The organism is Amycolatopsis pretoriensis, assembly GCF_900107925.1.
Taxonomy (GTDB): domain Bacteria; phylum Actinomycetota; class Actinomycetes; order Mycobacteriales; family Pseudonocardiaceae; genus Amycolatopsis; species Amycolatopsis pretoriensis.
Map to the genome: position 1 here is coordinate 781,251 of NZ_FNUJ01000002.1, position 12,960 is coordinate 794,210.

Sequence of the window (12,960 nt, forward strand, 5' to 3'; positions counted from 1 at the left end):
CTTCACTGACCCGGAGGTCGGCATGTCATTGGACGAATTCGCGCTGTCGGTCCTCGGACCGGCGACGGACAAGGCCGGGTTCGCCGGCCACAGCTTCATCTCCCTCGGCGGTGACTCGCTGCGGGCGATGCGGCTGACCGCCATGGCCCAGGAGCAGCTCGGGTTGAAGCTGTCGGTGGCGGAGCTGCTCTCGTCGACCCCGCTGGGCACGGTGCTCTCGAACGCCGTCGGCACGGCGTCCGCGACCACCGCGGCACCCGAGCCGTCGGCGCCCGCGCTGACCCCGATGCAGCGGGGCATGTGGCTGCTCGAGAGCACCCTCGGCGGATCCACGTACAACCTGGTCTTCACGTCCTATGTGGACAGTGGAACGCTCGACCGGGAGGTCTTCGGGCACGCGGCCGCCGCCACGACCGCCCGGCACGCCTCGCTGCGGACCGTGCTCCGCGAAGAGGACGACGAGATCGTCCCCCTGGTGCTGGACGAGGTCGTCCCCGAGATCGTGGACATCACCTCCGACGGCCAGGACTTCGAGGAGTCCGTCCGCGCCGCGGCCGCCGAGCACAGCCGCGTCCCCTTCGACCTCACCACCGCTCCCCCGCTGCGCTACCTGTTCGTCGCCGGCCCGGGGCGGCAGGCGGTCGTGCTGATCGCGCACCACGTGCTCCTCGACGGGTGGGCCGTCGGCCTGCTGCTCGACGAGCTGTTCGGCTCCTACCAGGCCCTCGCGGCCGGCCTTCCGCTGCCGCGCACCGAACCCGCGCCCACCACGGAAGCCCTGCTGCGCCGCCACGAGCGGGACCGCACCAGCGGCGAGTGGGACCGCCTGGCCGAGTTCTGGCTGAAGTACCTCGACGGCGTGCCCACCGTGCTCGAACTGCCCACCGACGAGCCCCGCCCGGCGGTCCAGGACCCGGCGGGCCGGCGCATCCCCCTCGACCTCGGGACCGACCTGAGCACCCTGGTCGAGGACCGCGCGCGGGAGCTGGGCATCACCCCGTTCGCGCTGCTGCTCGGCTCCTACGGCCTGGCGCTCAGCCGCTGGACCGGCGTCGACCGGCTGCTGGTCGGCGTCGCCCTCTACGGCCGGGACACCGCCGAACTGGCCGAGCTGATCGCCGTCGGCGGCAACCTGGCGCCGATCCTGGTGGAGGTCGACGACGACGCCCGGGTCGTGGACTACCTGCGCGCGGTGCAGGACTCGCTCGCCCGCGGCATCGAGGCGGGCGCGCTGCCGTTCGACGAACTGGTCACCCGGCTCGGCATCGAGCGCGGGCTGAGCGCGCACCCGCTGGTGCAGGTCTCCTTCGGCATGCACGATCAGCTTGTGCCGCAACGCATCGAGGCCGGCGACGTGCGGCTGCGCGTCGAGGAGGGCCACGGCGGCGGCGCCCAGTTCGACCTGTCGCTGCTGTTCGGCCGGTCCCGCCCGACGCTGGAAGCACAGCTCGAGTTCGCGACGGCGCTCTGGGACGAGGCCGACGCACGGGCGTTCCTCGACGACTTCACCACCGCGGCGCGGGAACTGGCCACGGCCGAGGGCAAGGTGGAGGACCTGCGCTGCCTGTCCGACGAGCGCCGGGAGGTGCTCGACGCCGTCAACCGCACGCGCCGCGACTTCCCCGCGGTCACCGCCGACGAGCTGTTCCGCCAGGCGGCGCGGCGCACGCCGGACGCGGTCGCGGTGCGCGAGGACGACCTGGAGCTGACCTACGCGCAGCTCGCGGGCGCGGCGGCCGAGCAGGCGCGCCGGCTCCGCGAACTCGGCGTCGGCCGCGGTGACCGGGTCCTGGTGGCGCTGGACCGGTCCATCGCCGAAGCCGTCGCGGTGCTGGGCATCGCGTGGGCGGGTGCCGCCTACGTGGGGGTGGACCTGAGCCAGCCCGAAACCCAGGTCCGGCACATCCTGGCCAAGGCCGCGCCGAAGGCCGCGCTGGCCGCCTCCCCGGAGGCCGTCGCCCACCTCGGCGTGCCCGCCTGTGCGACGTGGGAACCGGCTTGGGAGTCTTCGGAGCCTTCGGCCGCCGAACCCGCGGCCACCGGCCCCGACGACCTGGCCTACATCGCTTTCACCTCCGGCTCGACGGGTCTGCCCAAGGGCGTCGCGGTACCGCACCGGGCGATCGTGCGACTCGTGCACGAGCCCGACCTCGTCCACCTCGGGCCGGAAGACCGGATGCTGCGCCTGTCGCCACTGGCGTTCGACGCGTCCACCTTGGAGCTGTGGAGCCCGCTCGCGAGCGGCGCGGCGCTGGAGGTGTACCCCGCGGGCCTGCCTTCGCCCAGTGAGCTCGGCAGGTTCCTGCTCGACCGCGAGGTCACCGTCGCCTGGCTGACCGCGGGACTGTTCCGCCTGGTCGAGGAGTTCGCGCCGGCCGGGCTCGGCGGCCTGCGGCAGCTGATCACCGGCGGCGACGTCGTGCCGCACGCCCAGGTGGCGCGCGTCCTGGAGCGCCACCCCGGGATCATCGTCACCAACGGCTACGGGCCCACCGAGAACACCACCTTCACGACGACCCACTCGGTCACCTCTCCCGCCGAGGCGTCCGGGCCGCTGCCGATCGGCACCCCGTTGCCGGGTACTCGCGTGCACGTCCTGGACCGGCGGCACCGGATCGTGCCGCCGGGCGCGGTCGGCGAGCTGTACGCGGCGGGCGAAGGCCTGGCGCACGGCTACGTGGCCGACGAGGGCGAGACGGCCAGGGCGTTCGGCACCTTCTCCCCCGATGTCCCCGAGCGGCTCTACCGCACCGGTGACCTGGTCCGCGTGGACCGGGCCGGGCGGCTGCGCTTCCTCGGCCGCCGCGACGACCAGGTGAAGCTGCGCGGGTTCCGCATCGAACTCTCCGCCATCGCCGACGTGCTGGCCGCCGACCCGCGGGTGCGCGACGCGGCCGTCGTGGTCACCGACGGGGACAGCTCGGACAAGCGGCTGCTCGCGGCGATCGTCCCGGCGGCGGCGGTCGGCACCGCCGACCTGCGCGATCTGGTGGCCGAAAAGCTGCCGGTCTACATGGTGCCGAGCCTGTGGGCCGTCGTGGACCGGATGCCGGTGACCGGCAACGGGAAGGTGGACCGTCGAGCGCTCGAAGCCGTGGCGGCACCGGCCGGGCAGCAGGTCGCGGCGGCCGAACCGGACCAGCTCGGCACGGCACCCGACCTGATCGCCCGCGTCCTGGAAAAGGAGGTCGAGCTGACGGCGGACACCGACTTCTTCACCGTCGGCGGCAACTCCATGGGCGCGGTGCGGCTGCTGCGGCTGATCCGCGACGAGCTCGGGGTGTCGGTGAAGCTGCGGGACTTCCTCATCACGCCGACTCCGGCGGGCCTGAACAAGCTCATCGACCAGGCGGCGCGGTCGTGACCGAGGCGACCGTGCACCATGGGGTGCCCGCATCCACCACAGGGGAGACGACACTCGGATGAAGTACCGCAAGATCGGCACCAGCCGTCGTGAGGTGAGCGCGCTCGCACTGGGCGCGATGATTTTCGGCACGACCGTCGAGGAGGAGCGGGCGTTCGCCATCCTCGACCGGTTCGTCGAGGCCGGCGGCACGTTCCTCGACACGGCCAACAACTACGCGTTCTGGGTCAACGGCACCCAGGGCGGCGAGAGCGAGCGGCTGCTCGGCCGGTGGCGGCGCAGCCGGGGCATCACCGACGAGGTGGTCATCGCCACCAAGCTCGGCGGCCGGCCGAAGACGCCGGGCTTCGCGTTCAACCCCGAAGGCCTGGCGCCGGACGTGATCCGCGCGTCGGCGGCCCGCAGCCGCGAGGACCTGGGCGTGGACCGGCTGGACCTGCTCTACGCGCACGCGGACTTCATGGACACGCCGCAGAAGGACATCGTCGAGACCTTCGCGTCCCTCGTGCGGGACGGGTCGGTCGCCATGATCGGGGCCAGCAACCACTGGTCGTGGCGCCTGGAGAAGTGGCGCTCGCTCGCCGACTCCGCCGGCCTGCCCGGCTACGAGGTCGTCCAGTACCACCACACCTACCTGCGGGCGCGCACCGACGTGCCGAGCCGACGCTGGAAGGAGGGCAACGAGGGGTTGTTCGGCGCGGAGCTGATGACCTACCTGAAGGACCGGCCCGAGCTGACGCTGGTGGCGTACACGCCGCTGCTGTCCGGCGGTTACGTGCGCGAGGACCGGCCGCTGGACGAGCTGCACGACCACGCGGGCACGCAGGCCCGCCTCAAGGCGTTGCACGAGGTGGTGCGGGAAACCGGCGCCACCGCCAACCAGGTCGTGCTGTCCTGGATGATCGGCGGCGACCTGCCGGTCATCCCGCTCGTCGGCGCGTCCTCGGTGGCGCAGCTGAACGAGAGCCTGGAAGCGGTGGACCTGGAACTGACCGCGGACCAGCGCGCGTTGCTGGACGCGGCGCACTGAGCAACGCGGGTACAAGCACGTACCGATTACCGACACGGTGAGGTTCCGCAGTCGATGACCACCCACGGCGCCACGGTGCCCGCAGCCCGGCCGGCACCGGCCGCGCTCCTGCTCGCCCACGGAGCGGCGGGCACCGTGCGCGCGAACTTCGGGCCGTTGATCCCGGCCCTTTCCCGCACGGTGCCGGCCTTCGGTCCGGACTTCCCCGGATCGGGCGGGACACCGCGCGCGAGCGGTCCGTTGCGGCTGGACGACCTCGCCGACCAGCTCGTGGCCGCCGCCGGTGACGCGGAGACCTTCGCGATCCTCGGTTACTCGATGGGATGTGCCGTCGCGGTCCGCGCCGCGATCCGGCACCCCCATCGGGTGACCGCCCTCATCCTGACCGCCGGCACCCCGCGGATCGACGCCGACACGCGCGCCCGGATGGACGAGTGGCAGCGCCTGGCCGACCGCGACCCCACCGCCATGGGCCGCTTCATCATCTCGGTGATGTTCAGCGAGAGCTTCCTCGGCACGCTGACCGACCAGCGTTTGGAGATCCTCCTGGACCTGATCGTGTTCACCACACCCGAGGGCACCACCGAGCAGATCGACCTGGTCCGGCGCATCGACGTCGAAGGCGACCTGCCGAACATCACGGCACCGACCCTCGTGATCGGCACGAAGCACGACCAGCTCATCGCACCGGCCTCGATGCGGACCTACGCCGACGGAATCCCGGGTGCGCGATGGACCGAGCTGGACAGCGGGCACGCCGTCGTCCTCGAAGCGCCGGAACAGTGGCTGTCGCTGGTCGAAGCATTTCTCGCCGAGACCGCGTCCGCCGCCATCGTCAGCCGAGGCTGATGAGCTCCCCCGAGACCGGGATCAGCAGGTCCCCGTTCGCGGCGATGGCGAGCGGGCCGGTGATCGGCCGGCCGGCCGTCCACGTGCCCCGCGGGCCGTCCTCGCCGAGGAACAGCACGCAACAGTCTTCGGTCAGGTCGAAGCCGGGCCAGCCGTGGTACTTCGTCCAGCGGTCCCACGTCGGGCTGCACGCGACGGCGATCAGCCCGTCGGCGCCGGCGGCGATGCCGCGTACGTCGGCGGGCACGCGGTGGTGCTGGACCACGGCTCCGCTGTCACCGTCCACTATGGACACCGTCGGGCGCCACTCCCCCACGTCGTCCCGCTCCGGCCAGCCGGGCAGCACGAGCCGGCCGGTGGGCAGCGGCACCACCAGGTCGCCGGGCGGCAGGTGCGCGGGCACCGGACGGAGTTCGCCGCCCGGGCCGAGCACGACGTAGCCGGTGTGCTCCTCGCCGTGCACGGGCACGAGGACGCCGCCGTCCGGCAGGCCGGCGAGGTTCCCGGCGATGTCCCCCGCGGGCTCGGCGCGCCACAGCGCGGCGCCGTCCCGGTCGAACGCCCGGACCGCGGCGCGCTCGGCGACGAACACGGTGTCGTGCCAGACGAACGGCCACGCCGGCGCGGGGACCTCGGCCTCCCACCGCGGCTCGCCGGTCAGCGTGACCGCGCGGAGCAACGACCCGGCCGCCGGGAACACCAGCGATCCGTCCGCCAGCGGCATCGGCGCGGACTTCAGCGTCATCCGGACCGCGCTGGTGACGGCGCCGGTCCGCTGGTCACGCACTTCGTACCCGTCGGCGCCGAACGTGACGAGCCGACCGCCGCCGAGCGGCACGCAGCCCCCGTCGGCGCTCCAGCGGACCTCGGGGCCGTCCAGGGCGGCCACGCCGGCCTCCGTCGTCACGAAGCACATTCCGTCCGCCGCCGCCGAGACCGCGACGACGTGCCGGCCCGGCAACGGGACGCGCCACCGCACCTGCCCGGTGCCCGACAACGAAAACGGCGACGGCGTCATCAGAGCCCGAACGCTTCGACGGCGAGGTCGATGTGCTGCTGCTGCACCCGGTCGATGGACGGGACCACGCCACGCACGGTTCCGTCCCGCAGGTCGGTCAGCACCCGCATCAGCCAGCCGAGCGACGCCCGGGCCCGGAAGAACGCGTCCGCCTGCGGGGTCGTGCTGGTGCCGCCGGCACCCGTGTACGCGCTGCGGAACACGCCTTGCAGGGTAGCCACCTCGCCGCGGTTCAGCTTCAGGGTGACGCTGTAGTGCGCCAGCTGCTGCGCGAAGACGCCGACGTCGCGGGACGGCGCGCCGATCGGGTTGCCGCGGGCGTCGATGGACAGGTGCAGGGTCGTGACGTCGATGATGGTGACGCCGTCCGCCGCGTCGAAGAAGTAGTTGCCGGGATGCGCGTCGCCGTGCACCAGCGCCGAACCGCCGGGGTGCGCGCGGAACCCGGCGACCAGCGCGTCGATCCGCGACTGCAGCGCGCCGAAGTCGATCCCGGCGTGGATCAGCTGGGCGCGGAAGCCGGGCAGCTTGCCGCGGCGGTCCAGCACGTCGTCGATGTGCCGCCGCAGGAACGTGTCGGAGACCGCGCCGCCCGACCCCTTCGGCGTGGTGTGCAGCCGGGCGAGCGTGCGCCCGATCCCCGCGACGGCCGTGCTCAGCTTCGCGAACGACTTCGCGCGCTCCGGTCCGCTCGGCGTATCGCCGGTCTCCTTCATCATCCCTTCGACGTCGCCGCCGCGCGCCGGGCTCGTCACGACCAGGCCCGCCGTGGTCGGCCGCCGCGACGCCCGGGCGACACCCAGCGCGGCGACCGCGCGACCGTCGACGATCCGCACCCGGCCCAGCCGCGCGAGCGCCGACAGCTCCATCGCGAACTGCTCGCGGCTGGGGAAGATCTTCAGCACGCCGAGCAGTGTGCCGCCCGCGTCGAGGATCCGCTGCACCGGCGCGCCCGAGTACCCGCCGCCGACCGGCACCAGTTCCACCTCGCCGGCGGCCCGGACGGCGGCGCGGGCGAACCGCCGCAACGAGCTGGGCGCGGTCGGCACCACCGGCAGCGCCGACATCAGCCGTTCCAGCGCGTCCGGGTCGACGTCCCCGGTCGGCGTCCGGGTCCCCGCCGCCCGCTTGTTCGCCTGGCTGGTGGTGAACCGCAGCCGTGCCCGGGCGGTCGCGGTCCGCGCGCCCGGCTCGTCGAGCTCGTGCTGCCGCCCTTCCGGCAGCGGAGTGCCGTCGGCCAGCAGTTCCCGCCAGTACCTCGGTACCGGGTTCTCGAGGATCTTCGTGGGGTCGTCGCCCCACTCCATGCCGTGGAACTTCAGGGCGATGGTGATGCCGGTCGAGCGCATGATCCGGCGCACCGTGGGCAGCTCGGTCTCGAGGAGCACCGACGAGGCCAGGAACTGCCGCACGAAGATGTGGATCTCCTTGCGCAGGATGCCCGCGTACCGCCGGGAGAACGTCATCCACAGCGGGCGGACGAGGGGCCAGTTGTCGAGCAGGGTCAGGCCCTTCGTGACTTCGTAGAACTCCTGCGTCTCCAGCGCGGCGAACCCGAGGCCGGCCGCGTACTCGCTGATGTCTTCGCCCTTCGACCAGAGCGCCCCCTTGCCCGGGGCGATCCGCATGCCGCGCATCAGCTCGTCCGCGACGATCTCGAAGTTGCCCGGCCGGCGGTCGCGCAGGCCCGTGATGACCAGGTCCCAGAGGTGGGCGGCCGTCGCGGACGAGAGGTGGATCTTCGCCGCGCCTGCCATCCACCGGGCGCGCTCCGGGTGTTTGGCGGGGTCCTTGAGGTCGTCTTCGGTCAGGTGGACGAAGCTGTAGACGGCGCGACCGTCCATGGTCGTCTTGCTGAGCTTGCCCGCGCGGACCCATTTCTCGGCGTACTTGCGCGCTTGCGTCGCGCCGAGTCCGAGGACCTTCGTCAGCCCGGGCACGATGGCGCCCGTCCGGTCCAGCCGGTCGTCGATGGCGAAGTCGAGGCTGTCCTTGGGATCCGGTCTCTTGTAGGCGCGTCGCGCTTCGGACAGGTAGCGGTCGTTCGCCAGGTGCTCGAACTTCGCGCGCGGGTTGATCGCGCCGTCGAAGACGAACAGCACCGCTTCGCCGGCGCCCGGCCGGGTGGTCGCGGTCAGCACGGTGAGCCGGTACCGGGACTTGATCGCGGGCAGCCCGCGTCGCACGGCGTCCGGGTCGCCGGACACGCGATCGGCCAGCCGGCCCGCCTCGTGCAGCGCGGCCATCAGCCTCCGGCGCAGCGCCGGGTCCTCCCGCGGCAGCCGGCGGGGTGGTTTGCGGCGATCGGCGGGACGAGGGCGGCGCGGCCGGGCCGGCACCCGGGCGTCCGGCCGGCCGACGGGATGGCGCGGCTTCGGCAGCTTCGGCTTGAGCTTGGCCCAGAGCTTCTTCACCAGCCCGGCGATCTTGTCGATGACCCAGTCGATCGCGCGGTTCACCGGCCGCGACAGCTTCTGGAAGATCTGGCGGACCTTGCCCGCGATGCCCCCGATGCCGAGCAGCGCGGCGAGGGCGCCGATCAGGACCGGGACGGCGCGGGCGAGGGCGCGTTCGACCAGGGCGGGCACGCCGCCGGTGCCGCCGCGGGCGATCGCGAGGACCGCGTCGAGCACGGCGTTGACGAAGTCGATGATCTGCCGGGCGTTCAGCACGACGAACCGGATGATGTCGATGATCATCTTGCAGGCGCGGATGAACGCCGACGCCGGGTTGAACAGCGACAGGATCCACGTGATGCCCGCGATGATGATCGTCGGCAGCAGGTAGGACACGAGGTCGTCGATCAGGGTCTTCTTCAGGTCGCCGACGCGGGACTTGACGTCGTCGACCATGCCGAGGATGCCCCGCCGCTTGACCTGGATGAGCACCGGCACGGAGACCTCGGCGGCGACGACGGCCTTCTCCGGCACCTTGCGGACCAGCCGCGACCGGATGTTCGGCCACGAGATGCCGAGCAGCGTCGCGATCAGCACCAGGATGCCGGCGATGTCGAACGTCGTCGGCAGCTGGAGCCCGGCCGTGGCGGCGGTGCCCAGCAGCCACGCCAGCACGCCCTGCTGCAGGTGCTTGCCCGCGTTGCGGATGAACAGCTTCAGCCCGCCGCCGACGCCGGTGACCAGGTTGCCGAGGAACCCGATCGGGTCCTTCAGGATCGCGCCGATCGCGCTGACCGCCTTGGCCAGCACGCCCAGCAGCATCCGGCCGAGCTCGACGATCGCCTTGATCGCGCCGCCGATCGCGTCCGCGGCCTTCGCGACCAGCCCCTTGTTCTTCTCCTTCTCGGCGGCGATCTCGGCGTCGACGGCCTTGACCGCGTCGGTGTACTTCGTGGCGAGCGTGTCGACGAGCTCGGTCCCCTTGTCGTCGACGGTTTCCTTGAGCTGGTCGAACTGGCCGTCGAAGTCGGCGGCGGCCTCCCGGCCGATCGCCTTGAGGTCGGCCGGCAGTTTTTCCACGGCGGCCTGGAGTTCCCCGCGGCCGGTCGCGATGCGGTCCTTGGCGCGGCGCAGCTCCCGTTCGACCAGGTCGGCGATGTCGGAGATGAGGAGGCCCATCGCCGTCAGGTAGTGGTCCTTCGCGCTTTCATAGATGCGATCGGCTTCCTCCGGCAGGCCCGCGAACAGGTCGCGGCCCCACTTGATCCAGCCGTCCCAGCCGCCGTACCGCTCGTCCTTGTAGCGGCGCATCCCGTCTTCGTGCTCCTGCGTGAACCGGTCCCGGGCGCGCTGCTCCTTCGTGGTGAACTCGTCGTCGACCTTCTTGTCCAGGTCCGTGAGGATCTGCTCGACGTCACCCTTCGTCCGGTCGAAGACCTTCTGCAGGAGGTCGGTGACCTCCTTCCGCTTGTCCTCGTCGGTCTTCTTGGTGCCGGCCTTCCCGGTGCCGACCCGCTTGCCGGTGGTCACGCGGGTCGCGTGGATGCCGGCCATGGCGGCGGAACCGCGGGCGGCCGCGCCGGCCTTCACCTCGCCGATCTCGCGGTGCTCGCCGGCCCGCAGCTTCTTCGGCGCCGCCTCCGAGTGCGCGTCCATGGCCTTCTTGTCCTGGACCGCCTTGTCGAAGCCCGGCTCGTGCGAGTTCGGGAACTTCAGCTGCTGTTCGGTGACGTTCGCGTCGGCCAGCTGCTTGTCGACCCGCTCGGGACCGGCGGACAGGTCGGTCGCGGACGGCGGCAGGGTGTCGGGAGCGGCCTGGGCCGGGTCCGGCGTGCCGGGCTTGGCGGGCACCTTGTCCGGCGTCATCGGGACGACCCGCTTGGCGTCCGGCGCGGGTTCCGGCGGGGCGGCGGTGGTGTCGGCGATCTCCTTGGCCGACGCGTCCTTGCCTTCGCCGACCTTGTCCTGCACTTCGTTCTTGATCTCGCCGGCTTTGCCGGACTTGCCGAACTTGTCGGCCTCGTCGAGGTTCTTGGGCGCTTTGTCGGCGACCGCCTTCTTCACGGCGTCGACGAACGCCTTCTTGTCGAACTCCTTGGGCTGCGCGGCGTCCATGTCCTCGGCGTGCGCCGCCTTGCCGCGGGCTTCCTGGTCGTCGGCCGGCGCGGCGGCGGCCGCCTGCGCCGAGCCCGCTTCCGCCGCCGCCGGCGGGTGGCTCGCGCCGACGGTCTTCTTCTTGGCGGCGACGTCCTTCTTCAGCGCCTGGAACTTCGGGTCCGCGCCGGGGGTGCGGGGACCGGCCGCCTTCTCCTTCGGCGGCTGCTTCTCCGGGCGCTCCACTGTGGACTGTTCCGGCTCCGGCTTCCGGTCCGCGGCGGCGGGCTTCGCCTGCTGCGCGACGGGGGCCGGCGGCTTCACGACGGGGGGCGCTTGGCTCGCGACGGCCTGGTTCCCGACCAGCTGCTGCCCGAGCGGCCTGGCCCACGAGCCCGGTTTCGGGTCGCTGCCCGGCGGCCGCCCGCCCAGCACCGCCGACACGGCCGCGTTGCCCATCACCGACTGCGCCCGGACGACGTCCGCGGGCCCGGGGTGCCGGGCGCCGCGGGTCTCCGGCCGGCGCGGCGACGCGACGGACGTCACGGCCGTCGACACGGCGGGCGGCCGCGGACCGCGGACCTTCACGGGGACGGGCATCGGGCCCGAGGATGGCAGAGGGCGCGCGGCGCGGACGTCACCGCGGCGTCACCACGGCGTTCACCCCGCCAGGGTGGCCAGGACGGACTCGATCTCCGCCCGCGCGGGACCTTCGGCCGTGCCGAGCAGCTCCCGCAGCGGCTCGACCGCCCGGCGCACCCCGAGCGCGCCGGCGGCCCGGACCGCGCGGCGGTCGGCGTGCAGGCGCAGCAGCACGAGGTTCTCGGCGAGGGTGCGGTCACGGCCGGTCAGCGTCGCCAGCCCGCGTGTGCCGAGGTTGGGCTCGGCACTGTCCAGTTCGTCGACGAGCCGGTGCACGGCTTCGCTGTCGCAGCGCCAGGTCAGGTCCTCGATCGGCTCCCCCGCTTCCCACCGGGCGACGATCGCGCGCAGCTCGGCGAGCGCCTCGGTCTGCACGGTCGTCAGCGGGGACAGCAGCCGTCCGCCGACGCTCTTGAGCACGTCACCCCAGAGCACTTCGTCGTCGCCCAGCCCGACGAGGGTGAGCAGCACGTCCACCGCCTCGGACCGCGCGGTGGGATCCGGATCGGCCGACAGCACCTCGTACAGGACTTCCCGGTCCGGGTCGGGGAACTCGGCCAGCAGCCGGACGGCGGCCCCGCGGTCGTAGCCGCTGCCCGCGTGCGTGCGCAGCAACCGGACGAGGGCGGGCTCGCCGGAGAGATCGCCGAGCTCGAGCAGGGCCCGCGCGGCGGCCACCCGCGTCGCCGCCGGCACGGCTTCCAAGGTCGCTTCGACGAGGGCCGGAACGGCACGGAAGCAGCCGGCGTCGGCGAGCGCCGCGGCAGCGCGGCCGTCGCCGGTGGCGAGCTTCGCGACCAGGATGTCCTCGGCCTCGAGCCGCTCTTGGCCGACGAGGTCGAAGAGCGCGCCGATGTCCGGGATCTCGTCGAGGGAGTCCCGCGTGACGGGTGCGGTGACCCCGGCCAGGAACCGCTCGAACGCGGCCGAACGCGCCATCCCGCACACGGTAGTCACCCGGCGCGGGGGGCGGCCAGGGTTCGCAGCTGCGCGAACCCCGCCTGAAGGGCTCCCCTCAGATCGAGGTCGCCGCCCTCCGCGTCGACCCAGCGCTGGAACGCGACCCGGTACACCGCGGCGCCCGCTTCGGCGGCGATCGCGGCCTCCGCGTCACCGACACCCCGCCGCCGGAGCGCGTCGGCGAGTTCGGCCGAGATCTTGGCGAGCTTGCTCAGCTCACGTTCGCGGAGATCGGCGTTGGCCATGATCACCGTGTGCCGCTTCCGGGCGAGCCCACGGTCCTGCCCGATGACGTCCGCCGCGGCGTCGAGGGCGGCCGCGACGAGCTCCAGCGCCGACGCCGTCGCGGGCGCCGCCTCCAGCGCGGCCAGTGCCTTCTCCTCCACCTCGGCCGAGGCGTCGAACAGAACCTCGCGCTTGTCCGCGAAGTAGCGGAAGAAGGTCCGGGCGGTCACGCCCGCCCGCTCGGCGATGTCGTTCACCATGGTCTGCTCGAAGCCCCGCTCGACGAACAAACTCAGCGCCGCCTCGCGCAGCCGCCCACCGGCCCCCGGCTCCCAACGTCCCATGGCGGCAGTTTAGTGCCGTCGCGAGCGAACAGTGATGT

At 72.8% G+C, this 12,960-nt stretch carries 7 protein-coding genes; 3 read left to right on the plus strand and 4 right to left on the minus strand.

All coding sequences use genetic code 11. The features are described 5' to 3' along the window. Positions 1-22: 22 nt before the first annotated feature. The 3 genes from BLV96_RS10370 to BLV96_RS10380 are packed head-to-tail and all read left to right on the plus strand — an operon-like array spanning position 23 to position 5,243. Positions 23-3,364, plus strand: a complete 3,342-nt coding sequence (locus tag BLV96_RS10370) for a non-ribosomal peptide synthetase (RefSeq protein ID WP_086670616.1) — start codon at positions 23-25, stop codon at positions 3,362-3,364. A gap of 58 nt (positions 3,365-3,422) precedes the next feature. Next, on the plus strand, positions 3,423-4,394 hold the full coding sequence (locus BLV96_RS10375; RefSeq protein WP_086670618.1) for an aldo/keto reductase: 972 nt from the start codon (positions 3,423-3,425) through the stop codon (positions 4,392-4,394). A gap of 54 nt (positions 4,395-4,448) precedes the next feature. Beyond that, positions 4,449-5,243: an alpha/beta fold hydrolase gene (locus tag BLV96_RS10380; protein WP_086670620.1), complete on the plus strand. Its 795-nt coding sequence runs from the start codon at positions 4,449-4,451 to the stop codon at positions 5,241-5,243. On the opposite strand, the gene BLV96_RS10385 is transcribed toward BLV96_RS10380, so the two are convergent. From BLV96_RS10385 to BLV96_RS10400, 4 genes are read right to left on the minus strand one after another with little or no spacing between them, the layout of a single operon-like run. Continuing rightward, positions 5,230-6,261, minus strand: coding sequence for an outer membrane protein assembly factor BamB family protein (locus tag BLV96_RS10385; RefSeq protein ID WP_086670621.1), 1,032 nt, complete (start codon positions 6,259-6,261; stop codon positions 5,230-5,232). The two genes, BLV96_RS10380 and BLV96_RS10385, sit on opposite strands and share 14 nt — an antisense overlap. Next, positions 6,261-11,351: a phosphotransferase gene (locus BLV96_RS10390; RefSeq protein WP_143050936.1), complete on the minus strand. Its 5,091-nt coding sequence runs from the start codon at positions 11,349-11,351 to the stop codon at positions 6,261-6,263. The genes BLV96_RS10385 and BLV96_RS10390 overlap by 1 nt, the downstream gene beginning before the upstream one ends. A gap of 60 nt (positions 11,352-11,411) precedes the next feature. Further along, positions 11,412-12,332 (minus strand): HEAT repeat domain-containing protein, encoded by a 921-nt coding sequence (locus BLV96_RS10395; protein WP_086670625.1) that lies wholly within the window; start codon positions 12,330-12,332, stop codon positions 11,412-11,414. A gap of 14 nt (positions 12,333-12,346) precedes the next feature. After that, positions 12,347-12,922: a TetR/AcrR family transcriptional regulator gene (locus tag BLV96_RS10400; protein WP_086670627.1), complete on the minus strand. Its 576-nt coding sequence runs from the start codon at positions 12,920-12,922 to the stop codon at positions 12,347-12,349. Positions 12,923-12,960 lie beyond the last annotated feature (38 nt).

Bases quoted from the DNA above. Each gene is read 5' to 3' on its own strand.
- BLV96_RS10390 (WP_143050936.1), bottom strand. From the start codon at position 11,351: ATGCCCGTCCCCGTGAAGGTCCGCGGTCCGCGGCCGCCCGCCGTGTCG.
- BLV96_RS10380 (WP_086670620.1), top strand. From the start codon at position 4,449: ATGACCACCCACGGCGCCACGGTGCCCGCAGCCCGGCCGGCACCGGCC.
- BLV96_RS10375 (WP_086670618.1), top strand. From the start codon at position 3,423: ATGAAGTACCGCAAGATCGGCACCAGCCGTCGTGAGGTGAGCGCGCTC.
- BLV96_RS10395 (WP_086670625.1), bottom strand. From the start codon at position 12,332: ATGGCGCGTTCGGCCGCGTTCGAGCGGTTCCTGGCCGGGGTCACCGCA.
- BLV96_RS10385 (WP_086670621.1), bottom strand. From the start codon at position 6,261: ATGACGCCGTCGCCGTTTTCGTTGTCGGGCACCGGGCAGGTGCGGTGG.
- BLV96_RS10370 (WP_086670616.1), top strand. From the start codon at position 23: ATGTCATTGGACGAATTCGCGCTGTCGGTCCTCGGACCGGCGACGGAC.
- BLV96_RS10400 (WP_086670627.1), bottom strand. From the start codon at position 12,922: ATGGGACGTTGGGAGCCGGGGGCCGGTGGGCGGCTGCGCGAGGCGGCG.